We start from the raw sequence: 24710 nt of genomic DNA on the forward strand, positions 1-24710 counted from the left end.
ATATTTATTTGTTTCTGAATAACATGAAGTGAATAATTTTTGCATTATTCAAAAGGATTAATATCATTATATAACAAAAACAAAAAAAATTCTTCCTCTAAACTCTGACAGCGTTTTCAAAATTTGCAGGAAATTCAGGGAATGATGTAGAAAACATATTATTGGTGGAACAAAAGGGTATGAAAGGGGAAAAAATGTGCAAAAAATTTTAATTGCCAATCGGGGAGAAATTGCGCTACGGATCATTAAAACTTGTCAGGAGATGGGAATTGAAACGATTGCGATTTATTCCGAAGCTGACAAGGAAATGCCGTTTGTGAAAGCGGCAACTAAGGCGGTTTGTGTGGGTGCACCACCTGTTAATAAATCCTATTTGCAGACCGAAAAAATATTGGAAATTGCAAGAAGCGAAAACGTGGATGCCATCCACCCCGGATATGGATTTTTATCAGAAAATGCCGCATTTGCTAAACAAGCGATGAAGGATGGAATTATTTTTATTGGACCAAAGCCTGAAACAATTGAATTAATGGGGGATAAAATCGCATCGCGTCAAACGATGGAGAAAGTTGGAGTTCCTCTTGTGCCAGGGAGCGGAAACGGTTTAAAGACGATTGAAGAAGCTTGTAATCTAGCTGAAGAAATCGGCTACCCTGTTATGCTAAAGGCAAGCGGCGGAGGCGGCGGAATCGGAATGGTGCTGTGTGAAAATGAGCAAGCGCTCGTTAAGTCTTATGAGCAAACAAGGTCACGAGCTAAAGCCTATTTTGGTTCAGATGAGGTATTTATTGAAAAATATATTGCCGATAGCCGACATATCGAGGTTCAAGTGTTTGGAGATCAAACTGGGAACATCGTTCATCTCTTTGAAAGGGATTGTTCGATTCAAAGAAGACATCAAAAGGTTGTTGAGGAGTCACCCTCCCCGTTCCTTTCGGAAGAAGTTCGGCAAAAAATATTTGAAACAGCTATTAAAGCCGCTCGCGCCGTTGACTATATTAATGCAGGAACGATTGAATTCATAGTCGATGAAAATGAAAATTTTTATTTTCTTGAAATGAATACTCGTCTGCAGGTAGAGCATCCAGTGACCGAGATGATTACGGGGCTTGATTTAGTTAAATGGCAAATTCTCGTGGCAAAAGGCCAGACTTTACCTTTACAACAAACTGACATTGTCTCGTCGGGAAACGCGGTGGAATTCCGACTTTATGCCGAAGATCCTGTTCGCTTCTTACCATCGCCAGGAAAAATCAGCATTCTAGAGTGGAATCAAACAAACGCTGTTCGGATAGACTCCGGCTATGAAGAAGGCTGTACAGTAACACCATTTTATGACCCCATGATCGCAAAGTGTATTTTCCATGGAGAAACGAGACAAGATGCATTATCAGCTGCAAACACCTTTTTTACAAACGTGAAAATTGAAGGTATTAAAACAAATGCACCATTATTCTTAAATATTCTTGCAAACGACGACTTCCAAAACGGCTCGTACACAACTAACTTTCTAACCAAATTATTAAAATAGGGAGAGGAATAGATATGAAAGAAATAACAGCAACTATGGCAGGAACGGTATTAAATATTTTTGTAGTAGCAGGTAATACAGTAAACCCAGGCCAAGAAGTTTTAATGCTTGAATCAATGAAAATGGAAATACCAATTGAAAGCACTACAGAAGGCGTGGTACTTGAGGTGAAGGTTAATATTGGCGATTTCGTTAATGAAGGAGATATTTTAATTGTCATAGAATAGCATTTTGAGGGGGAGCATTATGGCAACAACTAATACATTAAATAATCAGTTAAATGAAAATCGAAAAAAAATCGAAGCTGGTGGTCATCCAAAATATCACGAGAAGGCCAAAGAACAGAAAAAACTATTTGTTCGTGACCGGCTAGCCTTATTGTTTGATGGAGGTAAATTCGAAGAAGACGGTAAATTCGCCAATTTTAAGGCGGGTGATTTGCCAGCAGATGGAGTCGTTACTGCCATTGGAAAAGTTGGTGGGCAAACGGTTTGTGTCATGGCCAATGATTCTACAATTAAAGCGGGATCATGGGGAGCACGAACAGTTGAAAAAATTATCCGCATTCAAGAAACTGCTGAAAAATTGAAGGTTCCATTATTCTATCTTGTCGATTCAGCTGGGGCAAGAATTACCGATCAATTAGAGATGTTTCCAAACCGTCGTGGTGCTGGGAAAATCTTTTATAATCAGGTAAAACTCTCGGGAATGATTCCTCAGGTATGTATTTTGTTTGGACCTTCAGCGGCGGGCGGGGCGTATATCCCAGCATTTTGCGATATCGTCATTATGGTTGATCAAAATGCTTCGATGTATTTGGGGTCGCCTCGCATGGCTGAAAAGGTCATCGGGGAAAAGGTAACACTCGAGGAAATGGGTGGAGCTCGGATGCACTGTTCTATCAGTGGCTGCGGTGATGTACTTGCCTACAGTGAGGAAGAAGCGATTGAATCAGCAAAAAAATACATCAGTTATTTTCCGGCCAGCTTTAAAGAATATCCCAAAATGGTAGATGGCGTGGCAGCAAAAGAAGGTCGCGAATTAGAAGTGATTATTCCGGAAAACCAAAATGCTCCGTTTGACATGTTTGAATGTATTGATCGACTGGTTGATAATGATAGTTTTTATGAAATAAAAAATTTATTTGCACCGGAAATCATTACCGGATTAGCTAGAATCGATGGGAGATCTGTTGGAATTATTGCCAATCAGCCGAAGGTAAAAGGTGGTGTCCTGTTTGTCGATTCCGCTGATAAAGCAGCGAAATTTATCCAGCTTTGCGATGCTTATCATATTCCGCTTTTATTCCTTGCAGATGTCCCTGGTTTCATGATTGGAACAAAGGTAGAACGTGCAGGAATTATCCGTCATGGGGCAAAGTTGATTGCGGCGATGAGCTCTGCAACTGTTCCGAAAATCTCAGTCATTGTTCGAAAAGCTTACGGTGCTGGCCTTTATGCAATGGCAGGTCCGGCTTTCGAACCTGATTGCTGTATCGCATTGCCAACAACGCAAATCGCGGTAATGGGCCCAGAAGCAGCTGTTAATGCTGTATACTCTAATAAGATTAATGAAATTGAGGACCCGAAAGAAAGAATCGCTTTTGTTCAGGCAAAACATAAAGAATATAAAGAGCATATCGACATTTACAAACTCGCTTCAGAACTGATTGTCGACGAAATTGTCGCACCTTCTGAATTAAGGAATGTGCTCATACAACGCTTCACTTATTATGAAACGAAAGAATTAACTTTTAGTGTCCGAAAACATCCTGTTTACCCAGTCTAAAAAACACAACCCTTTTCAAGGTTTAATCGAAAAGGGTCTATTTTTTTCTTGAATCTTACTTACAAACTGTTAAAGGCATCTGATAAAATAATGGGTATAGATGACTAAAATGAGGGATTACCATGAAGGTTGGAATAATCGGTGCTGGGTCAATTGGACTATTATTTGCGTCATACATTAGCAGCGCTTTCGAGGTAATGATTTACACAAGAACAAAGGAGCAAGCCTCTGAAATTAATAAATATGGGATTTTGCTGCAAAAAGGGTCCGAACAAACGGTATCATTAGTTAACGCCTTACCAATTACCGAGTGGAAGGGAACAGAAGCTTTAGCGATTGTCGCAGTTAAACAATACCAGCTTCAATCGATATTAGAAAAAATAAATCATTTACCTTTCATTCCAGAAAATCTATTATTTTTACAGAATGGCATGGGGCATTTAGCGATGCTTGAAAAAATACGAGCGAAAAATATTTTCGTTGGATCAATCGAACATGGAGCGTATAAGGAAAGTGCCAATAAGGTAAACCAAAATGGAGAGGGAAAAACGAATGTAGCTGTTTTTCAAGGCGATGCTGACCTGTTACAACAATTCTCCGCCCCATTTTCAAAGGAATTTCCGATTTTAGTTCAAGCTGACTATTACGAAATGTTATTAAATAAGTTAATTGTCAATGCGGCGATTAATCCCTTGACTGCCATTCTTCATGTGCAAAATGGAGATTTGGTAAACAATCACTATTTTTTTCATGTATTAACAAAGGTTTTTGAAGAAATCTCTTTCATTTTGAATTTAGAAAACCAGGAGGAACACTTAAAGCAAATTATTGATATTTGTAAAAATACGGCTGAAAATCGGTCATCGATGCTAAAAGATATTGAAGCAAATCGACTGACTGAAATAGATGCTATTTTAGGATTCTTATTAGCTGAAGCTGACAGGCAGGGAAAAAAAGCTCCTCAACTAGAAAGCTTTTATTATTTGGTTAAAGGAAAGGAAATGGAGAGGGGGCGGGTATCGTGAGTACCATTTTCTCCTCCGTGTTAACTGTTTTCTTTACTCTGCCATTTACCGGTTCTATTTTGGTGTATTTTTTTATAAAATTAATGACAAAAAACACGCGCAAATCTATGTATAAAGCGCTAGACTATACAACTATTTTATACATCATTTCAGTTCATTTTTTAATTGTTACGATCTGGGGAAAATCACTTTTTTGGTTAATCATACTAATAATGATTTTGATTGCTATGATGTTTGTACTTGTCCATTGGAAGGTAAAAGAGGAAATTGTCTTGAAAAAGGTAATGAAAGGGTTTTGGCGCTTTAATTTTATTGTTTTTTTTCTTACCTATATCAGTCTGACCTTCTATGGGTTAATTTATCGTACCTTAACGTTTACCTTTTCCTCCTAAGCAAAATTTTTTTTTAAATGGCCTTAGTAGTGGTATACTCGTAAAAGAATTGAATAAGGGTAATCAGAAAGGAAGTACATGAATGGAGATTTTAAATCTCTCTTTACCAGCAACCAATCGGTTTGCTTCAAATTATTTGGAACAATCTGCTGATATTCAGCCATTTTTTCATTATCGTTTTAATGATATGGACGAAGATATGAAAAGAATAGATGAATTAGGCAGCAGACCGTTTCCCCGCTTGGAGGTTGCCGCACATATAGAGGGTTTTATGGAGCGTTTTCCATCTTCAGTTGCTGTTAAGAAGTCCATAGATAAACTAAAACAAAATAATAGCGCCGTAGTGATTGGAGGGCAGCAAGCAGGAATTCTTACTGGGCCGCTTTATTCGATACATAAAGTTATTTCGATTATTAAGTTAGCAGAACAAAAAGAAAGACAGCTGGGGATTCCTGTTATTCCTGTATTTTGGATTGCGGGAGAAGACCATGACTTTCAAGAAGTTAATCATGTGTTTGTGCCGGTTAAGGAAAAAGTAGACAAATGGACCTATCCGGAAAAAGTTCACCAAAAGAAAATGGTTTCAGATATTCATTTAAACAAAGATATTTGCCTTTCGTGGGTGAAGAACTTAATTGAGAACTTCGGTGAGACGGACCACACGAATGATTTATTAGCATTTGCAGAAGCACAGCTAGAAAAATCATCGACCTTCGTAGATTTTTTTGCAAATATAATAATGGAATTATTTAAAGATTTTGGGCTTTTAATTGTTGATTCTGGGAACAGGGATTTCCGCCAGTTACAAAAAGATTTTTTAACAAAGCAGATTGTTCATCATGAAGCGATTACTTTCTCTTTATTGGAACAGCAAAAACAAATTGGTAAAAAGGGTTTCCCCATCACAATTGAAGCGAGTGAGCAAGCGGCAAATCTGTTTTATTATGATGAAAAAAGAAATGAGCGAATATTACTTGAATATAACCGTGAAATCGATCGGTTTGTGGGTAAAAGTGGAGTCATTTCATTTTCTATGGAAGAATTAGTGGGGCTAGTTGCTGAAAATCCAGTGAAACTAAGCAATAATGTGGTGACGCGGCCGTTAATGCAAGAATGGCTTTTCCCAACCATCGCATTTATTGCTGGTCCTGGTGAAATTGCTTACTGGGCAGAACTGAAACTTGTTTTTGAGCATTTTAACATAAGTATGCCGCCAATTGTCCCACGGTTGAACATCACCTTCCTAGACCGTTCTGTTGAAAAGGATTTTTCGGAATTAAATTTGAAGTTAGCAGCTGTTTTAAGCAAAGGAACGGAAAAGGAAAGACAGGAATTTCTGGAAACAATTAAAGATAAAGAATTAGAAGAATTATTTTCGAACACAAGAGAACAGTTAGTAAAGCAGTATCAGCTGATTCAAGCAAAAACAGAGGAACTAAATCATGCTTTGCTGCCAATGTTAAAGAAGAATGAAAATTATCTACTAAAGGAAATCAGCTTCATGGAAGGTAAGCTCGAAGGTGCCGTTAAGCTGAAACACGATATCCTATTAAGAAAATTTGCTCGTGTCGATCTCGCTCTAAGACCTGATGGCTTTCCACAAGAAAGAGTATGGAATATCTTTTACTACTTAAATCAATATGGTCTCACCTTTATTAATGACCTAATGGCTGGTTCTTTTGAATTCGATGGCCGTCATAAGGTGATTGCGATATAGAAAAACTTCACAATAAATGTGGAGTTTTTCTTTTTTTTTTGGCAAAGGGGCGGTGCGCCGCAAAAATGAAACAACCTTTCTAGCCTGGTGAGATATTTTTATCTTTTACTTTGAATTAGAAAAGTCTCTGTTCTGCTCACATCGCCTTAATTACGTTGGTGTACTACTCCTATCAATTTCATCACCATACAAGGGTTTGGAGTTAAAATTCATGCTAGTTTTTATCAAAAAACAAGGGCCCAAAAAAAGGATTTTAAAGAATTTAAGGCGAATAGTTAAAAAATAGGTGGTGGAAAGTGGGGGAATGTGGTACATTTTTAATAGAAAGTGGGGGTTATCGGTATGTTTATGGGTGAATACCATCACAGCATTGATATTAAAGGCCGCTTAATTGTGCCCTCAAAATTCCGTGATGAACTTGGCGATATGTTTATCATCACACGTGGATTGGATCAATGTTTATTTGGTTACCCAGTATCAGAGTGGGGGCTTATCGAGGATAAGTTAAAAAGCTTACCGCTGACAAAAAAAGATGCCCGTGCTTTTACTAGGTTCTTCTTTTCAGGAGCAACCGAGAGTGAATTTGATAAACAAGGAAGAATTAATATCCCGGCACCACTTTTGCAATATGCTAAGTTGGAAAAAGAATGTGTCATTCTGGGTGTTTCCAATCGAATAGAAATTTGGAGTAAACAGATTTGGGAAGACTATTTTACACAGTCTGAAGAATCTTTTACCGATATTGCAGAAAATATGATTGGCTTTGATATATAATGGGAAAGTTATATTAATATATTTTTTCATTTGTCTAGCTCCAGCACTTGGACAAGGCACTTGCGCTTTCACATTATATCGTTCGATTGGAAAAGGAAGGTACGTAAATGTTTGAACATACAACTGTATTATTAAAAGAAGCTGTTGACGGATTAAATATTAAATCAGATGGTATTTATGTTGATTGTACTTTAGGAGGGGCAGGACATAGTGCGCTCATCCTATCAAAGCTCGGTGAGGGCGGAAGACTATTTGCCTTTGACCAGGACGAAACAGCAATAGACCATGCAAAAGAGAAATTATCCGAATATGGAAATCGGCTAACCATTATTAGAAGCAATTTCTTATATTTACAAGAAGAACTTGCCAGTCATGGGATAAATAAAGTAGATGGAGTTCTTTATGACCTTGGAGTGTCATCGCCGCAATTGGATACACCAGAGCGAGGCTTTAGCTACCATCATGACGCCCCATTAGATATGAGGATGGACAATGAAGCAGATATATCTGCTTATGATGTTATTAATCATTGGTCATTTGAAGACTTGGTTCGCATATTTTTTCGCTATGGAGAGGAGAAATTCTCCAAACAAATTGCTCGAAAAATTGAAGCGGCAAGAGCTACTAAACCTATTCAAACAACAGCGGAACTAGTTGAAATAATTAAAGATGCCATCCCGGCACCTGCTAGAAGAAAAGGCGGACATCCTGCCAAGCGTATTTTTCAAGCTGTAAGAATTGCTGTTAACGATGAATTAGCAGTATTTGAACAGTCGTTAAATCAAGCAATTGATTTGTTAAACACCGAGGGGAGAATCAGTGTCATCACCTTCCATTCTTTAGAGGACAGGATTTGTAAGGCCGCCTTTAAAAAGGCGAGTGAAACTCCTAATTTACCTCCAGGTTTACCAATCATTCCTGATGAATATAAACCGATTTTAAAACTAATATCACGAAAACCAATTCTTCCATCAGATGAAGAGTTAGAAATAAATAATCGTGCGCGGTCTGCTAAACTGCGTATTGCCGAAAAACTATAGATTAGAAAAGCGGAAGCTTTCTTTGAGCGGTGATCCTCGAAAAAGCTATCGTTTCGAAGCTTAATCTTATGGTGCAAATTTTTTAAGAAGTTCAAAGATATAAATTCTGATTAGATAAAATATCTGGAGGGGAAAGAATGAGTAATCTTGCCAGGAATATAGAAAGACAGCAGCAGGTTGAACAAACAGTTAAAAAACAGAGTCAATTAAAAATTAAAACATCCTGGCTCACTCCAGGGGAAAAAATTATTGGTATTGCATTTGCTGGTTTGGTTTGTTTTGGTTCTGTCCACCTCATTTCCAATCAAGCAAAAATTTACAATGTTAACAGGGATATTCAAACGGTCGAAGGACGGGTAAATGAAATACAGAAGGTAAACAATGATTTGAAGGTTCAGGTAAGTGAAATGAGCACGTATGAACGGATTAAGGCAAAAGCTGAAAAAATGGGTCTAGTGTTTAATGAAAATAACGTCAAGGTTGTGCAGGAGAGATGAACAAGAAACAGCCATATATGAATGTAGGAGCAGCGATATTGTTTGTAATATTCGGCCTGCTCTTTTTTGTTCTACTGTTCAGGTATTTCTCCATTCAAATTACAGGAGAGGTTGGTGGACAACCTCTTGCTGCTAAAGCACAGCAAAAGTATAGCAGGGAAGGAATTATTCAAGCTTCAAGGGGAGAAATCCTGGACCGAAACGGAGAGGTGGTTGCAGAAGATACGACTTCCTATAATTTAATTGCCATCCTTGATAAGAAAATGACGACGAATCCTAAAAAGCCGAATCATGTTGTTAACCCAAGAAAAACTGCGACGGAACTCGCTAAGTATATAAACATGGATGAATCAGAGATTTATCGAAGATTAACCAAAAAAGGACAGTTTCAAGTAGAATTTAGTAAAGCAGGAAGAGATATAAGCAATCAAACTAAGACAAATATTGAAGCACTTCATCTCCCAGGAATTACGTTTACCCGTGATTCGAAACGTTTTTATCCAAATGGAATTTTTGCTTCCCATTTAGTTGGTTATGTAGACAAAGATGATACCAATAAATCAGTTGGAAAAATGGGAATCGAAAAAACGCTGAATGATGAGTTAACGGGGAAAAATGGCAAAATCAATTATGCAAGTGATTTGTGGGGCTATATACTTCCAGATGGAAAAGAAAATATTACTCCTGCTCAAAATGGAAATGATGTTTATTTAACAATCGATAAGAAAATTCAAACCTTTTTAGAAGATGCGATGGATAAAGTGGCAAAGGACTATAACCCTAAAAAGATTATTGCCATTGTTGCTGACCCAAAAACAGGAGAAATTTTAGCGATGGGGCAGCGGCCATCGTTCCATCCAAAAACAAAAGAAGGAATTGATAAAAGCTGGCATAATGAAGCGGTTGAAACATCATTCGAGCCAGGGTCTACGATGAAAATTTTTACCCTTGCGGCAGCCGTTCAGGAAAACGTTTTTAATCCAAATGAAAAATATCAATCTGGTTCTTATCGCGTGACACCAAAAGATAAACCTATTCATGATCATAACGGATCAGGGTGGGGACCAATCACCTATCTGGAAGGTGTCCAGCGTTCTTCAAACGTAGCATTTGCGAAAATCGCTAACGAGAAACTAGGTTTTGAAAGATTTAGAGAGTATTTATCAAAATTTGGCTTTGATAAACCAACTGGGATTGAACTACCGGATGAGGCATCGGGGAAAATACAATTTACTTATCCGATTGAAAAAATCACCACTGCCTATGGTCAGGGAACGGCGATTACACCGATTCAACAAATTCAAGCTGCAACGGCGATTGCAAATGATGGAAGAATGTTAAAGCCTCATGTAATCGAAAAAATCGTTAACCATGATACCGATAAAACAATTAAGCAGGTTACTCCAGAAGTAGTTTCAACACCTATATCTGCCGAAACAGCCAAAAAGGTTCGTGATTATCTTGAAACTGTTGTGACTTCCCCAAAAGGTACAGGGACCCGTTATCAGATTGAAGGTTATAGTGTTGCGGGGAAAACAGGGACAGCCAACATCCCAGGTCCTGGTGGGAAATACCTAAAAGGTGCAAATAATTATATTTTTTCCTTTTTAGGAATGGCACCTAAAGATGACCCTAAGTTAATTGTTTATGTAGCCGTTCAACAACCGCAACTGAAAGAGAATGAAATGGGGCAAGGAGCTATTCCTGTTTCAGCGATTTTTAATCCTGTTATGCAAAATAGCTTGCACTATTTAAATATTCAGCCATCCAAGGTTGAAAAGGCTGCTGTGAAAAAATTAGCAAATCTTAAGGGACAATCAGTTGAAGACGCGGTCAAGAATCTTAAAGCAAGCGGAATTGAAACCGTTTTGCTTGGCAACGGAACAAAAATAGTGGGGCAACTTCCTGAGGCTGGAATAACAGTTTTAGAGGGTGAAAAGGTTATCCTTCAAACCGATGGTGATCTGACAGCGCCTGATATGACAGGCTGGTCACTTAGGGATGTTATGAAAGTAGCAAATCTTGCAGGATTAAAGCTCAATTCCAAGGGGAAAGGCTATGTCTACCAGCAAAATATTAAACCTAAAGCTCTTTTACGCAATGGGGATTTCCTGATTGTCGATCTAAAAACTCCTGAAGAACAATGGGAGGAAGCAAAGAAAGCAAGCAAAAACGGCCAAGCTAAAACAGAGGCAAATAAAGAAGATAAGATCCAAGATTAACTGTGAATCCCGCCTTATAAAGCGGGATTTTTACATGTCTATTACCCTGAGGTTTCGTTCTATTTGAAAAAGTACAAGCATATAAATGAACGATATTGTAAAGTGAATGCTGGAAAAAGGAGGATCATTCATTATATGCGTGTGTCTAATGTTACTGTCCGAAAACGGCTATTGCTTGCACTTTTCGTTGGAATATTAACCTTTTTGGTTATTGATGTCCGGCTTGGTTATGTACAATTTGTTCTTGGCGATATGTTGACTGATCGTGCTAAAGGGTTGTGGAGTCGGAATATTCCTTTTGAACCTGAACGGGGACAGATTGTTGACCGCAATGGAATCCCATTAGCAACGAATATTAGTGCTCCCACTGTTTATGTTATTCCAAAGCAAGTTGAAAATCCGGCGGAAACTGCTGAAAAGCTGGCATCGGTGTTAAATATGCCAAAAGACAAAGCCTATCGTGATATAACCAAAAAGGCATCGTCAGTAAGGATAAAGGAGGGCAGAAAAATTTCGCACGAAAAAGCAAAAGAAATTAGAGCCCTCGGCCTTAAAGGAGTCTATATTGGTGAAGACTCCAAACGCCATTATCCAAATAAGAGTTATCTCTCTCATGTACTTGGGTTTACTGGAGTGGACAATCAAGGGTTGATGGGGTTAGAGCTTTACTATGATAAAGAGTTAAGTGGTGAACGAGGTGCTGTCAAATTCTACGCTAATGCTAAAGGGCAAAGAATGAATGAAATGGCCGATGATTATGAGCATCCAATTAACGGTCTTGATTTGAAACTAACTATCGATTCAAAAATACAGACCATTATCGAAAGGGAACTGGATATTGCCGAGGCTAAATATAATCCGGATGGAATTGTTGCAATCGCTATGAATCCTAATAATGGCGAAATATTAGGGATGTCTAGTAGGCCGACCTTTGATCCGGCAAATTTCCGTAATGTACCGCAAGAAGTATATAACCGAAACCTCCCAGTATGGTCCACCTATGAACCAGGTTCAACTTTCAAAATTATTACCCTTGCAGCGGCGTTGAATGAAGGAAAAGTGGACTTGGAAAAAGACCACTTCCATGATTCGGGTTCAGTACAAGTGGCAGGCGCAAGGTTAAAATGCTGGAAAAGAGGCGGTCATGGTAGCCAATCCATGTTGGAAGTTGTTCAAAACTCCTGTAACCCGGGGTTCGTGGAATTAGGAGAGCGTTTAGGAAAAGAAAAGCTATTTAAATATATTAAGGATTTTGGTTTTGGCCAGAAGACAGGAATTGATTTGCAAGGTGAAGGTACTGGGATTTTATTTAATATGAACCGGGTTGGACCTGTTGAACAAGCAACAACTGCTTTTGGACAGGGTGTATCAGTTACTCCCATTCAGCAGGTAACGGCGGTGTCTGCAGCTATTAATGGTGGGATTTTATATAAACCCTTTATCGCCAAGGAGTTAGTTGACCCTATTACAAAAGAAGTGGTGATGAGGAACTCACCTGAAGAAAAGCGGAAAGTCATTTCCGAGAAAACATCGAAGGAAATTCGCCATGCCCTAGAAAGTGTTGTTGCCCAAGGAACAGGTGGTAAAGCGTTTATTGAAGGATATCGTGTTGGTGGTAAAACAGGAACCGCACAAAAAGCACAAAACGGAAGATATTTGGAAAATGAATTTATTGTTTCGTTTATTGGTTTTGCCCCTGCGGATGATCCACAGATTGTAGTTTATGTAGCCGTTGATAATCCGAAAGGTGTTCGAGCATTTGGGGGAACGATTAGTGCACCAATTGTTGGCAATATCATGAAGGACGGCTTAAGTGCTATGGGGGTAGAGCCGCGAAAAGATCAAATTGAAAAGGAGATAAAATATCCTGATACTCCATTACTAAAACTGCCTGATTTTGTTGGACTAACAAAAAGTGAACTCATGGAACAACTCATTAATTTAAGAGTCGATGCCAGTGGAGAAGGTAATGTTGTTGTAAGACAATCTCCTAAACCTGGTACAAAGCTAAAGGAAGGCTCAAAAATTAGACTTTACTTTGGAAATGGAGAATAAAAAGAAGGGAATAACGTAACGAAAGGGCGGCCAGAATGTTTTCTGCCGTCTAATTTTTATATAACCTCCATAACTAAATAGCAAAATATTATTATTTAATGTAAAATAAGATGGAACTTTTGCTTAAGATCTTTTTAGAGTAATTACTAGCAAAAATGTATGTAAGGTCATGAGAGGATATGAGAGAACATGAAGCTACAAGAGCTGCTTAAGTCTTTGCATCCAATAGTTCCTTTTAAAGGCGAAAACCCGGAAATTACATCGATTGAAAACGATAATCGGAAGGTGCAAAAAGGGAGCTTATTTATTTGTATTAAAGGCTACACGGTTGACGGCCATGATTTTGCTGGAGCTGCTGTTGAAAAAGGGGCTGCTGCGATCATTGCTGAGCGCCCGTTATTTCTAGATGTACCCGTTGTCCTTGTTAAGGATACAACACGTGCGATGGCAGTGCTCGCAGATACCTTTTATGAGCAGCCAACGAAAAAGCTGCATTTAATTGGCATCACCGGAACGAATGGAAAAACAACAACTAGTCATTTGATTGAAAAAATCTTTGCAGATGCAGGAGAAAAAACGGGCCTTATTGGCACGATGTATACGAAAATTGCTGACAGGATAATGGAGACGAAGAACACAACCCCTGAGAGTCTGACACTTCAAAAAAACTTTCGACAAATGGTTGATGCCGGGGTCGGATTAGCGGTCATGGAAGTCTCCTCGCACGCCCTTGACCAAGGCAGAGTCCACGGTTGTGATTATGATGTTGCGGTATTTACCAACTTGACCCAGGACCATCTTGATTACCATAAAACAATGGCTGAATACCAACGAGCCAAGAGCTTATTATTTGCTCAGCTAGGCAATACCTTTGATAATAATAAATCTAAATTTGCTGTCTTAAATGCTGATGACCCTGCGTCAGACATGTTTAGAAGGTCAACGGCTGCGCATGTAATTACATACGGGATTGACGAAAAGGCCGATATACAGGCAAAAAACATTCACATGACTCCTAAAGGGACAAATTTTGATCTTGTGATTGAAGCAGTTTCCTATCCAATTCACATGCAGTTTCTCGGTAAATTCAGTGTTTATAATGTTTTAGCAAGTATTGCAGCTGCATTGGTATCCGGGATAGGGATCAACGAAATTATCACTTCCATTGAAAGTGTCGAGGGTGTGGCTGGAAGGTTTGAACTTGTGAATGCAGGTCAAGATTATACGGTTATTGTCGATTATGCCCATACACCAGACAGTCTAGAAAATGTTTTAAAAACGATTCAACATTTCGCAACGAAAAGGGTTTTCGTTGTCGTTGGCTGTGGTGGTGACAGAGATAGAACCAAACGGCCTTTGATGGCAAGAATTGCCTGCAGCTTGGCAACAGATCCAATCTTCACTTCCGATAACCCTAGAAGTGAAGATCCATTAGCGATTTTAAAGGATATGGAGGCAGGCGTCGAAGGTGAATCCTACCAAGTTATTCCTGACCGAAAAGCAGCTATAAACATGGCTGTACGACAGGCATCAGTGGGTGACGTTATTTTAATTGCCGGAAAAGGTCATGAAACCTATCAAATTATTGGGGATATTGTTCATGAGTTTGATGACCGGCTGGTGGTAAGGGAAGCAATTGAGGTGAGATAAGAATGTATTTAGCTAGTAAAGACTTGGCAGACTTGATCATTGATAAACGAGGGATAGAAGACGACTTTTCATTTTATACGGTTACAGACCAGGCTAATGTTTCCCAGCCGAAAGGATTGTTTGTCCCTTTAAATGAAGAATCAGGAGAACTTTTGGACGCCATTGCTAATGGAGCTATCGCAGCCATTTGGGATCATAGAAAAAAGCTGCCACAATATACACCAAACCACTTCCCCGTTTTTTTTACTAATGATAATGCGGAAGCAATTAGAGAGATAATAAAACAATATAATGAAAAATTAGATGGAGAAATGAATAGTAATATGGAGATAACTAACTTTAAATTTACAAATAAAAAACTTCTTATTGAAAATAAACAAACATATGATATAGCTGTGATATTAGAAAAGCTAACAAATAAAATGGCTAATACTTCGGAAAGGAGGGGATAAAATGAAGGAGCAAGTTATTTTTTTCACAATTGTTATGGGCTTTCTCGTTTCAGTTTTACTTTCACCGATTTTTATTCCCTTCTTGAGAAGGTTGAAATTTGGACAAAGCATTCGGGAAGAAGGTCCTAAATCACACCAAAAAAAATCTGGAACTCCGACAATGGGCGGTGTGATGATATTATTCTCTATTATTATTACGACAATTGTCATGATTGGAAAATACTCAGACCAAATACCGGTAACTGTGTTTTTACTGCTGTTTGTTACTTTTGGGTTCGGTTTACTAGGGTTCTTGGACGATTTTATTAAAGTGGTTTTGAAACGAAATTTAGGATTGACATCAAAACAAAAGCTTTTAGGTCAAATTATTATTTCCGTTATTTTTTATCTTATCTATAAACATACTGGACAATCAACCGAAGTCAATTTGCCCTTTAGTGATTATTCGATTGATTTAGGGTGGTCATATGTTTTTTTAATCATTTTCTGGCTGGTTGGATTTTCAAATGCGGTCAATTTGACAGATGGACTTGACGGCTTGGTGTCAGGCACCGCGGCCATCGCTTTTGGTGCATTTGCCGTTCTTGCTTGGAATCAAAACAACTTCGAAATAGCCATTTTCTCGGTTGCTGTTGTAGGAGCAGTATTGGGATTCTTGGTCTTTAACGCACATCCTGCTAAGGTTTTCATGGGGGATACCGGCTCGCTTGCGCTAGGTGGTGCGATTGCTGCTATAGCGATTTTAACAAAACTTGAAATACTGTTAATTATTATTGGCGGGGTATTTGTCATCGAAACCTTATCGGTTATTCTCCAGGTAGCATCCTTTAAGACTACTGGGAAGCGAATTTTCCGAATGAGCCCGTTACATCATCACTATGAATTAGTTGGCTGGTCGGAATGGAGAGTTGTTGTTACCTTCTGGAGTGTTGGACTTATACTAGCGATCCTAGGAATCTATATTGAGGTGTGGTTGTAAGTGAAGCAGATTGAATGTTATCGTCATAAAAAAATACTAGTTCTTGGCCTGGCAAAGAGTGGAGTGACCGCAGCTGCTCTATTACATAAGCTTGGTGCCTTTGTTACAGTTAATGATAAAAAGCCATTATCTGAAAATCCCGAGGCTCAGGGGTTATTAGAGCAAGGGATAAAAGTGATTTGTGGAGATCACCCGATTGAACTATTAGATGAGGGCTTTGAGCTGATTGTAAAAAATCCTGGAATACCATATAACAACCCAATAATTGAAGGGGCATTTAAAAAGGGGATTCCTGTAATTACAGAAGTCGAGCTAGCCTATCAAATTTCTGAAGCACCGTTTATTGCTATTACCGGGACAAATGGCAAAACAACAACAACAACGCTTATTCATGAGATGCTGAATGAGGGAGGGAAAAAGCCTTTAATTGCCGGGAATATTGGAACTGTTGCGTCTGGTGTTGCCCAAAAGGCAAAGAAGGAAAATGTGATTGTCATTGAATTATCCTCTTTTCAGCTAATGGGAATCAAGACCTTTAACCCTAAAATTGCCATCATTACAAACCTTTATGATGCCCACCTAGATTATCATGGGACGAGAGAAGAATATAAAAAAGCGAAAGCGAATATCACTAAAAATCAAACGGAATTGGAATATTTAATCATTAATGCAGATCAGGAAGAAACATTTGAAATTACCCGTCATTCCAAAGCAAAAATAATTCCTTTTTCAACAAAAAAGGAGCTATCAGAAGGTGCGTACATTAGCAATGGCAGGATATGTTTTAATGATGAGCAGATAATGGAAATTGCCGATATAGCCTTACCGGGAGTACATAATCTCGAAAATATTTTATCAGCTGTTGTCAGCGCTAAACTTTCCGGTGTAGAAAACAGTGCGATTCAAGAAGTGTTGAAGACTTTTACGGGTGTTAAGCATCGCTTGCAATTTGTCACGGAATTGAACGGAAGAAAGTTTTATAACGACTCAAAGGCCACCAATATTTTAGCAACAATCAAGGCCCTTGCCGCATTTGAAGCCCCCATAATCTTACTCGCTGGAGGGCTCGACCGTGGAAATGAGTTTGATGAACTCCTTCCCTATTTAAAAAATGTTAAAGCATTGATTACATTTGGGCAGACAGCTCCAAAGATTGAGCGGGTTGGAAGCGAGGCGGGAATAAAAACAATCAAGCGTGTCGATAATGTTGACAAGGCAGTGTCTGAAGCTTATCGTTATTCCGAATCAGGTGATGTCCTCCTGTTATCTCCAGCTTGTGCCAGCTGGGATCAATATAAAACTTTTGAAGTCAGGGGTGACATTTTTATCGAAGCGGTGCATAAGCTTTAATAAGGGCTTGTCCATACGAAAAGCGGAAGCGCCTTGGTCAGGAGCGACAGGCATAAGACGAGCCGGCGAGAAGGCTGCTTTTTAGCCTTTTTGACGGATTGGCTTATGACCCCGAGCTCCTAGGCGCTGTAGCTAGACAATACGAAAAGCGGAAGCGCCCGTTTAGCGGCGTATAGACTGGAGCGCTTCGACTGAGATAAAGGAAACACGGTGAGCGAGAGCGAAGCGATGTTGAATTATCGTAGGGAGAAGAGCGAAGTCTACTAGCCGCTGGGCGCTGTAGCTAGACAACACGAAAAGCGGGAGCGTCGAGCCCCAAGGCGCTGTAGCTAAACACCTATAGTACTAAGCCCTAAAACTCCTAGTTGAGGTGTATAGTGGTGCCGACAAAGAGAACAACTCCTGATTTTATTTTAATGATTGTAACCTTTACGCTACTGGCAATAGGACTAATTATGGTTTACAGCGCAAGTGCTATCTGGGCTGAATATAAATTTCATGATTCCTTTTTCTTTGCAAAAAGGCAAACCTTATTTGCCGGGGTCGGAATTGCGGCCATGTTTTTTATTATGAATATCAACTACTGGACATGGAGAACTTGGTCGAAAACCATTATAATCGTCTGTTTTGTGTTATTGATTTTGGTGTTAATACCTGGTATTGGCAATGTCCGAAATGGTTCAAGAAGTTGGATAGGAGTAGGAGCCTTTTCCATTCAGCCTTCAGAATTTATGAAGCTGGCTATGATTTCCTTTTTAGCAAAATACCTTTCAGAAAGGCAAAAGTTGATTACTTCTTTTAAGAAAGGCCTTGTCCCTTCATTAGGTCTTGCATTTATTGCCTTTGCAATGATTATGCTACAGCCGGATTTAGGTACTGGAACGGTCATGATGGGGACTTGTGTAGTGATGATTTTCATTGCTGGTGCCCGCATTAGTCATTTTGCCTTTTTAGGGCTGCTCGGAGTTGCTGGTTTTGTCGGCTTGATTGCTTCCGCTCCGTATCGAATAAAAAGGATTACTTCCTTTTTAGATCCCTGGTCTGACCCCCTTGGGAGCGGGTTTCAAATTATTCAATCGCTTTATGCGATTGGCCCTGGCGGTTTATTTGGACTTGGTCTTGGCGAGAGCAGGCAGAAGTTTTTTTACTTACCAGAACCGCAAACAGATTTTATCTTCGCTATACTTTCCGAAGAATTAGGGTTTATTGGTGGTTCGTTTATTTTACTGCTATTTGCCCTCCTGTTGTGGCGGGGGATTCGAATCGCCCTAGGTGCTCCTGATTTATATGGTAGTTTTCTTGCAGTCGGAATCATTGCAATGGTAGCCATCCAAGTAATGATTAATGTCGGTGTAGTAACAGGGCTTATGCCTGTAACAGGCATAACATTGCCATTTTTAAGCTACGGGGGCTCCTCGTTGACCTTGATGTTAATGGCTATTGGAGTTCTCCTTAATATTAGCCGCTATTCAAGATATTAAAAGGATACCCTGTTAAGTGGCAGGGTTCTTTTTGTTTTAACGAGTATTTTAAGCAAATCTTTACATTTAGATAACATTCTTTTTTCATTTGCTTTCTTTAATCTGTTTTTATAGTAAGATAGGAATGCAATAAGATGTGTTAAATAGTTAATGAGGTGGAAAAATGAAAATAGTAGTAAGCGGTGGAGGAACGGGTGGACATATTTATCCTGCTCTCGCACTAATCAGGGAGATTCAAAAAGAGAATAAAGATGCAGAGTTTCTATACATAGGTACAATAAATGGCTTGGAGAGTAAGATTGTCCCTAGGGAAAAGATTGCTTTTAAAGCGATTCATATTACTGGTTTTAAAAGAAAGCTTTCCTTTGAAAATGTAAAAACTGTTCTTCGTTTCTTAATAGGCGTGAAGGATAGTAAAAAGATATTAAAGGAGTTTAAGCCTGACGTTGTCATTGGGACGGGCGGATATGTATGCGGACCAGTTGTATATGCAGCCTCAAAGCTCCGTATTCCAACAATCATTCACGAACAAAATAGTGTCCCAGGCCTTACAAATAAATTTTTAAGCCGTTATGTGAACAAAATTGCTATTTGTTTTGCTGAGGCAAAAGATTATTTTCCAGGTAACAAGGTAGTTTTTACTGGAAACCCCCGTGCATCTGAGGTAATCGGTAAGGATGGAATTCAGGGGCGACTTTCGGCAGGACTCAGTACAACCAAACCAGCTGTTTTGATCTTTGGAGGCAGCCGAGGTGCCAGACCAATCAATGAAGCAGTCGTTAAAGCCTTATCGGAATTCACTGAAAAACCTTACCAAATTCTCTATATAACTGGCGATGTTCATTATGAGGATGTCAAAAAAGAGGTAGAGTTAGTTGGAAGTCCGAAAAATGTGGTGATAAAACCATTTATTCATAATATGCCAGAGGTCCTTGCTGGTATTGATTTAGTAGTTTCAAGGGCAGGAGCAACGACCCTTGCAGAAATAACCACACTAGGTATTCCAAGCATTCTAGTCCCAAGTCCCTATGTAACCAATAATCATCAAGAAAAAAATGCGAGATCATTAAGTGACCATGGGGCAGCAGAATTATTATTAGAAAAAGATCTAAATAGTAAAAGTCTTGTGAACCACATTGACCAAATTCTGTTAAATAATGATGCATTAAAGGAAATGAAAATAAAGGCTAAAAAAATCGGTGTTCCGGATTCAGCGGGCAGGCTTTTTTCATTAATGAAACAACTTGTAAAAGAAAATCAAAGGTAGCCCAAAATTATTTTTAGCATAAACTAAAATTATCGGAACTTGGAAAGTAGGGTGGTAATATGGATAGCATATTAACAGAATTACAGACTTTAAATATCGGGAAAGTAAAGGAAAATGAACCACTAGCCCATCACACCACAATTAAAATTGGCGGTCCTGCCGATCTTTTTATTGAACCTTCATCAGTTGGAAATTTAAAAAAGGTAATGGATGTGATTGAAAAGCATCGCTTAAATTGGCGGGCTATAGGCAGAGGATCAAATCTTTTAGTCTCTGACAAAGGAATTGCAGGTGCAATTATTAAGCTCGGATCTGGACTTGACCATCTCGAGGTTAATGATACTGAAATTACGGTGGGAGGCGGGCATTCACTCGTTAGCTTATCAACATTAATTAGTAAAAAAGGGCTTTCTGGTCTTGAGTTTGCAAGCGGAATTCCAGGCTCTGTTGGCGGTGCTGTTTATATGAACGCAGGAGCCCATGGTTCAGATATTAGCAAAATTTTAACAAGGGCTCATATATTATTTGAGGATGGATCGCTAGAATGGCTTTCAAATGAAGACATGGAGTTCTCCTATAGGACATCTGTCTTGCAGAAAAAGCGCCCAGGAATCGTTGTCGAAGCCGTTTTCAAGCTTGCTCTAGGAGATAGAGGAGCCATTGTTTCCCAAATGCAAAAAAACAAGGATTACCGAAAAGAAACACAACCGTGGAATTTCCCTTGCGCCGGCAGTATTTTTCGAAATCCTCTTCCTAACTATGCAGGCAAATTAATAGAAATTACAGGCTTAAAAGGCTTCAGTATTGGCGGTGCAAAGATTTCAGAAATGCATGGGAATTTTATTGTGAATGCAGGTAATGCCACTGCGGGAGATGTGCTTGCCTTAATTGAGCATGTAAAGGATACTATTTACAGTTTGTATGAAATTAAAATGGAGACTGAAGTAGAAATAATCGGGCGAAAATAGCTGCATTCGTGTTCTCACAGTTCCAAGAAATTAAACTTACTTTTCTTGTAAGAAATCTCTTACGAATGACAAATATTGTGTTATAATAACTGATAATATTATAGGTGGAAAGCCTGAAGAAAATAAGTGACGGCATGATTTTTTCGTGCCGTTGTTTCTCTTTTAAGGCTACCGCGAACGATTATTTTGGACAAGCCTAATGTTGTTTTTCAGCTAATCAGATTGAATCTTAAATCTGATTGCAAAAAGGGGCGACCGTTTTTATTTGGAGGAATATGGATGGAAAAAGGTAAAATCGTTGCTCTGGAGGATCGTATTCCAAAATTAAAGGAGCAAAGAAGGCGGAAAGCAAACAGACGCCTTGTACTCCTTTTAATTTTATTTTTTACATTAATAGTAGTAATTGCTTATACACAATCACCATTGAGTCATGTTAAGACAATTACGATAAAAGGAAATGAAGTTTATTCTAGTACTGAAATAATCAAAAAGAGCGGACTTTCAAAAAATACAAATATTTGGAAAGTAAGGAAGAGCGAGGTTATTGCAAATTTACAGCAGTTATCTGAAATAAAAAAGGCGAATGTAAAGATTCATTGGCCAAACACCATTCAAATTCAAGTAAAAGAACACAAAAGAATAGCCTATCTTAAACAAGACAATAACTATTTTCCAGTAATGGAGAACGGTAAAATTCTAAAAGATAGGAAAACGGAAACAGTTCCAGTTAATTCTCCGATTCTGTTTGAATTCAAAGAGGGGAACGCCCTTAACGAAATGGTAAAAGAGTTAGAAAAACTTCCAGGTGAAATTTTAAACTCCATTTCCGAAATTCATTATTCTCCGAAAAAAACAGATCAGTATCATATTTCCTTATTTATGAATGATGGCTTTGAAGTTAGTGCCACCATTAGAAGTTTTTCGGAAAAAATGGTCCATTATCCCTCAATCATAAGCCAATTAGACCCAACCAAAAAGGGAATCATTGATTTTGAAGTTGGCTCCTATTTTAAGGCTTTTGAACAGGAAGTGGAGGAAAATGAAGTTGAAAAAGATCAAGGTCAAGGGTAAACATTTTATCTTGTCCCTTGTCTGTCTTGTGTTGGGGTTTATGATTGCCTTCTCCTATCATCTGACCCAAATAGAGACTCAAAATGAAAACCGGGACATATCAGCTAAACAATATGAAAAGACTCTTGTTTTAAGGAATCAATTGATTGCCCAAGAGGAGACCAATCGTAAGCTTCAAAAGGAATTAAATAAAAAGCAAGACAAGGTTCTTAAAAATGAAAAAGGGCTAGCAAAGGAAGCCCAAGTCTTTCTTAACCTTGCTGAAGATACTGAAAAATATCGGATGTTCCTAGGTAAAGTAAAGATAAAAGGAAAAGGGGTAAAAATTACTCTTTCTGATGGTGCTTATGACCCGAAAGAAGTAAATATTAATAATTATCTTGTCCATGAACACCATGTATTTAAAGTGGTGAATGAGCTTTATATCTCAGGAGCAGCAGCGGTAGCTATAAATGGGCAAAGGCTGACGAGCCATTCATATATTGTTTGTAATGGGCCAGTCATTACTGTTGATGGTGTTCAGCATCCTGCTCCATTTGTTATTTCTGCAATCGGTGACCCTGATGTTCTCTCATCATCCCTAAACCTGACGGGGGGAGTAAAGGATCAGCTTGTTAACGATAACCTTGTTTTTACACTAGAAAAAGAAAATGAAATTATGCTGAATCCAATTTTAGGAAGTTGATTTAAAAGTCCACGTGAAGAAGGTTAGGTGAAAGAAGTGGACAAGCCCAAAATTAATATTAGTTTTACCTTAATTGCTGCAGTCGTTGGTTTTATGATCGCGATTCAATTCCAAACAGTGAAGAAACCAGTTGAACGGGATACACGCGATGTCTGGCAGCTTCGTGAAGCTTTACTGAAAGAAAAAGAGCTTCAGTCCAATTTATTGAGCGAAATCCGTTCAAATGAAGAAAAGCTTTCAGCCTACGAGTCTAAGCGAAAACAAAGCAAGGAACAGACCTTGAGGGATACGTTAGATGAATTAAAAATGGAAGCAGGATTGACCGAGGTCACAGGTCCAGGGATAACATTAATGATTGAACCAGTAGTTGAGGACATTAAGCTAGGTTATCCTGTTACAAAGGTTGTTTCACCAGAGTTGCTAAAAAGATTAGTAAACGAATTGAATATGTATGAGGCAAAATATGTGGCGATTGATGGTCAAAGAATTATTAATACCACTGTAATAAGGGATATTAATCGGGAAACTAAAATTGACGGGCACTCAATCAGGAGTTTGCCGATAGAGGTTAATGTCGGCGTCGATTCTATTAATACTGCTGAAAAGTTATCTAATCGGATGAAAGTATCAAAATCTAGGGATGAATTTTTTACTGAAAGCTTGAGACTGAACGTTTCTGAGGCAAATCCGAATGTTTCTATTCCTGCCTATGATAACCCAATCCGTATTAAGTATATGGAGCCAATAAAGGAAGGAGGCGGTTCCTGATGTGGCTTCCGTTTATGGGACTAGTTATTGGAATCATTCTTGGTTTATTAACAGAAATACGGATTCCTGAAGAATATTCCAATTATTTGTCGATTGCTGTCTTAGCTGCCCTCGACACACTTTTTGGTGGAATTAGGGCTTACTTGCAAAATATTTATGATGAAAAGGTATTTGTTTCAGGATTCTTTTTTAATATAATACTAGCTGCAAGTTTAGCTTTTCTCGGTGTTCATCTTGGTGTAGACTTGTATTTAGCGGCAGTTTTTGCGTTTGGTGTCAGATTGTTTCAAAATATTGCCGTCATCAGACGCATATTATTGACAAAATGGTCAACAAACAAAGAAAAAGTAGAAAAAAAATGAGATTTTTTAAAGGGAAATATGTAGTTGTGACGAATAATTTTATAAGATATTACTATTAGAAAACTTTTATTGGACAAAAATGAATTGTTGTTCGACCTAAGGAAATTAAAAGGAGGTGCCAAAGAATGAACAGCAATGAAATATATGTTAGTCTTGACATCGGTACATCCAGTGTAAAAGTAATCATTGGTGAAATGGTCAATGACTCTGGTAAAGACTCATTGAATATAATTGGTGTTGGCAATGTAAAATCTGAAGGCTTACGAAAGGGATCGATTGTCGATATGGACGATACCGTTCATTCTATTAAGCGGGCGATTGAGCAGGCGGAAAGAATGATTGGGATGGAGATCAGAGAAGTGGTGGTCGGAATTTCCGGAAACAACGTTATCCTTCAGCAATGTCACGGCATTGTAGCTGTATCCAGTCAAAACCGGGAAATTACCAATGAGGACGTCATACGTGTCATTGAAGCATCCCATGTGGGATCCATTCCACCAGAAAGAGAAAATATTGGAGTCATTCGAAAGCAATTTATCTTAGATGGTAAGGATGAAATTAATGATCCAAGAGGAATGATTGGTGTCCGTTTAGAAATGGAAGGTACACTTATTACCGGATCGAAATCGATTATCA

Annotated in this window: 23 protein-coding genes; all 23 read left to right on the forward strand. The window is 38.6% G+C overall.

All coding sequences use genetic code 11. From position 1 onward, the window contains the following. Positions 1–196 precede the first annotated feature (196 nt). Complete coding sequence (locus RTR43_RS01630; protein ID WP_312469182.1) at positions 197–1531, forward strand: acetyl-CoA carboxylase biotin carboxylase subunit; 1335 nt, start codon at positions 197–199, stop codon at positions 1529–1531. 14 nt (positions 1532–1545) lie between these two features. After that, positions 1546–1758, forward strand: coding sequence for a biotin/lipoyl-containing protein (locus RTR43_RS01635; protein WP_312469183.1), 213 nt, complete (start codon positions 1546–1548; stop codon positions 1756–1758). Positions 1759–1777: 19 nt separating this feature from the next. Then, positions 1778–3319: an acyl-CoA carboxylase subunit beta gene (locus RTR43_RS01640; protein WP_312469185.1), complete on the forward strand. Its 1542-nt coding sequence runs from the start codon at positions 1778–1780 to the stop codon at positions 3317–3319. A 122-nt stretch (positions 3320–3441) separates the two neighbouring features. Further along, entirely contained in the window at positions 3442–4344 is a 903-nt protein-coding gene (locus RTR43_RS01645) for a 2-dehydropantoate 2-reductase (protein WP_312469186.1), read from the forward strand. Then, positions 4341–4736 (forward strand): DUF3397 domain-containing protein, encoded by a 396-nt coding sequence (locus RTR43_RS01650; protein ID WP_312469187.1) that lies wholly within the window; start codon positions 4341–4343, stop codon positions 4734–4736. The genes RTR43_RS01645 and RTR43_RS01650 overlap by 4 nt, the downstream gene beginning before the upstream one ends. Positions 4737–4818: 82 nt before the next feature. After that, positions 4819–6453, forward strand: a complete 1635-nt coding sequence (gene bshC / locus RTR43_RS01655; protein WP_312469188.1) for a bacillithiol biosynthesis cysteine-adding enzyme BshC — start codon at positions 4819–4821, stop codon at positions 6451–6453. Between the two features lie 342 nt (positions 6454–6795). Continuing rightward, positions 6796–7227, forward strand: a complete 432-nt coding sequence (gene mraZ / locus RTR43_RS01660; RefSeq protein ID WP_312469190.1) for a division/cell wall cluster transcriptional repressor MraZ — start codon at positions 6796–6798, stop codon at positions 7225–7227. Positions 7228–7334: 107 nt separating this feature from the next. Beyond that, a complete protein-coding gene (rsmH, locus tag RTR43_RS01665; protein WP_312469192.1) occupies positions 7335–8267 on the forward strand; it encodes a 16S rRNA (cytosine(1402)-N(4))-methyltransferase RsmH in 933 nt (310 codons plus the stop codon). A 137-nt stretch (positions 8268–8404) separates the two neighbouring features. Continuing rightward, positions 8405–8764, forward strand: coding sequence for a cell division protein FtsL (ftsL, locus tag RTR43_RS01670; RefSeq protein ID WP_312469193.1), 360 nt, complete (start codon positions 8405–8407; stop codon positions 8762–8764). After that, positions 8761–10986, forward strand: a complete 2226-nt coding sequence (locus RTR43_RS01675; protein WP_312469195.1) for a penicillin-binding protein — start codon at positions 8761–8763, stop codon at positions 10984–10986. The genes ftsL and RTR43_RS01675 overlap by 4 nt, the downstream gene beginning before the upstream one ends. Before the next feature lie 135 nt (positions 10987–11121). Then, a complete protein-coding gene (locus tag RTR43_RS01680) occupies positions 11122–13041 on the forward strand; it encodes a stage V sporulation protein D (protein WP_312469196.1) in 1920 nt (639 codons plus the stop codon). Between the two features lie 189 nt (positions 13042–13230). After that, positions 13231–14691 (forward strand): UDP-N-acetylmuramoyl-L-alanyl-D-glutamate--2,6-diaminopimelate ligase, encoded by a 1461-nt coding sequence (locus RTR43_RS01685; protein ID WP_312469197.1) that lies wholly within the window; start codon positions 13231–13233, stop codon positions 14689–14691. Between the two features lie 2 nt (positions 14692–14693). Continuing rightward, a complete protein-coding gene (locus RTR43_RS01690; RefSeq protein WP_312469198.1) occupies positions 14694–15143 on the forward strand; it encodes a hypothetical protein in 450 nt (149 codons plus the stop codon). Between the two features lies 1 nt (position 15144). After that, positions 15145–16122, forward strand: coding sequence for a phospho-N-acetylmuramoyl-pentapeptide-transferase (mraY, locus tag RTR43_RS01695; RefSeq protein ID WP_312469199.1), 978 nt, complete (start codon positions 15145–15147; stop codon positions 16120–16122). After that, positions 16123–17472, forward strand: a complete 1350-nt coding sequence (gene murD / locus RTR43_RS01700; protein WP_312469201.1) for a UDP-N-acetylmuramoyl-L-alanine--D-glutamate ligase — start codon at positions 16123–16125, stop codon at positions 17470–17472. It abuts the gene before it with no gap. Between the two features lie 416 nt (positions 17473–17888). Next, a complete protein-coding gene (gene spoVE, locus RTR43_RS01705) occupies positions 17889–18953 on the forward strand; it encodes a stage V sporulation protein E (protein ID WP_396954523.1) in 1065 nt (354 codons plus the stop codon). A 163-nt stretch (positions 18954–19116) separates the two neighbouring features. Beyond that, a complete protein-coding gene (gene murG / locus RTR43_RS01710; RefSeq protein WP_312469203.1) occupies positions 19117–20220 on the forward strand; it encodes an undecaprenyldiphospho-muramoylpentapeptide beta-N-acetylglucosaminyltransferase in 1104 nt (367 codons plus the stop codon). 59 nt (positions 20221–20279) lie between these two features. Beyond that, complete coding sequence (gene murB, locus RTR43_RS01715) at positions 20280–21188, forward strand: UDP-N-acetylmuramate dehydrogenase (RefSeq protein ID WP_312469204.1); 909 nt, start codon at positions 20280–20282, stop codon at positions 21186–21188. 279 nt (positions 21189–21467) lie between these two features. Continuing rightward, complete coding sequence (locus RTR43_RS01720; RefSeq protein WP_312469205.1) at positions 21468–22259, forward strand: cell division protein FtsQ/DivIB; 792 nt, start codon at positions 21468–21470, stop codon at positions 22257–22259. Further along, complete coding sequence (locus tag RTR43_RS01725) at positions 22228–22944, forward strand: DUF881 domain-containing protein (protein ID WP_312469206.1); 717 nt, start codon at positions 22228–22230, stop codon at positions 22942–22944. Before RTR43_RS01720 ends, RTR43_RS01725 begins: the two co-directional genes overlap by 32 nt. 36 nt (positions 22945–22980) lie before the next feature. Then, positions 22981–23712, forward strand: a complete 732-nt coding sequence (locus RTR43_RS01730; protein ID WP_312469207.1) for a DUF881 domain-containing protein — start codon at positions 22981–22983, stop codon at positions 23710–23712. Continuing rightward, positions 23712–24074 (forward strand): small basic family protein, encoded by a 363-nt coding sequence (locus RTR43_RS01735; protein ID WP_312469208.1) that lies wholly within the window; start codon positions 23712–23714, stop codon positions 24072–24074. The genes RTR43_RS01730 and RTR43_RS01735 overlap by 1 nt, the downstream gene beginning before the upstream one ends. A gap of 125 nt (positions 24075–24199) precedes the next feature. After that, positions 24200–24710: cell division protein FtsA (locus tag RTR43_RS01740; protein ID WP_396954522.1), on the forward strand; the 511-nt coding region annotated here is incomplete at its 3' end.

Source organism: Neobacillus sp. (assembly GCF_031988165.1).
Lineage (GTDB): Bacteria > Bacillota > Bacilli > Bacillales > Cytobacillaceae > Neobacillus > Neobacillus rhizosphaerae.

Excerpts from the sequence above, each read along its gene's own strand:
- RTR43_RS01640 (WP_312469185.1), top strand. The coding sequence starts at position 1,778 with ATGGCAACAACTAATACATTAAATAATCAGTTAAATGAAAATCGAAAA.
- RTR43_RS01645 (WP_312469186.1), top strand. The coding sequence starts at position 3,442 with ATGAAGGTTGGAATAATCGGTGCTGGGTCAATTGGACTATTATTTGCG.
- rsmH (WP_312469192.1), top strand. The coding sequence starts at position 7,335 with ATGTTTGAACATACAACTGTATTATTAAAAGAAGCTGTTGACGGATTA.
- RTR43_RS01680 (WP_312469196.1), top strand. The coding sequence starts at position 11,122 with ATGCGTGTGTCTAATGTTACTGTCCGAAAACGGCTATTGCTTGCACTT.
- mraZ (WP_312469190.1), top strand. The coding sequence starts at position 6,796 with ATGTTTATGGGTGAATACCATCACAGCATTGATATTAAAGGCCGCTTA.
- RTR43_RS01675 (WP_312469195.1), top strand. The coding sequence starts at position 8,761 with ATGAACAAGAAACAGCCATATATGAATGTAGGAGCAGCGATATTGTTT.
- RTR43_RS01690 (WP_312469198.1), top strand. The coding sequence starts at position 14,694 with ATGTATTTAGCTAGTAAAGACTTGGCAGACTTGATCATTGATAAACGA.
- murB (WP_312469204.1), top strand. The coding sequence starts at position 20,280 with ATGGATAGCATATTAACAGAATTACAGACTTTAAATATCGGGAAAGTA.
- spoVE (WP_396954523.1), top strand. The coding sequence starts at position 17,889 with ATGATTGTAACCTTTACGCTACTGGCAATAGGACTAATTATGGTTTAC.
- mraY (WP_312469199.1), top strand. The coding sequence starts at position 15,145 with ATGAAGGAGCAAGTTATTTTTTTCACAATTGTTATGGGCTTTCTCGTT.
- RTR43_RS01735 (WP_312469208.1), top strand. The coding sequence starts at position 23,712 with ATGTGGCTTCCGTTTATGGGACTAGTTATTGGAATCATTCTTGGTTTA.
- ftsL (WP_312469193.1), top strand. The coding sequence starts at position 8,405 with ATGAGTAATCTTGCCAGGAATATAGAAAGACAGCAGCAGGTTGAACAA.
- RTR43_RS01685 (WP_312469197.1), top strand. The coding sequence starts at position 13,231 with ATGAAGCTACAAGAGCTGCTTAAGTCTTTGCATCCAATAGTTCCTTTT.
- RTR43_RS01635 (WP_312469183.1), top strand. The coding sequence starts at position 1,546 with ATGAAAGAAATAACAGCAACTATGGCAGGAACGGTATTAAATATTTTT.
- RTR43_RS01725 (WP_312469206.1), top strand. The coding sequence starts at position 22,228 with ATGAAGTTGAAAAAGATCAAGGTCAAGGGTAAACATTTTATCTTGTCC.
- murG (WP_312469203.1), top strand. The coding sequence starts at position 19,117 with ATGAAAATAGTAGTAAGCGGTGGAGGAACGGGTGGACATATTTATCCT.
- RTR43_RS01720 (WP_312469205.1), top strand. The coding sequence starts at position 21,468 with ATGGAAAAAGGTAAAATCGTTGCTCTGGAGGATCGTATTCCAAAATTA.
- bshC (WP_312469188.1), top strand. The coding sequence starts at position 4,819 with ATGGAGATTTTAAATCTCTCTTTACCAGCAACCAATCGGTTTGCTTCA.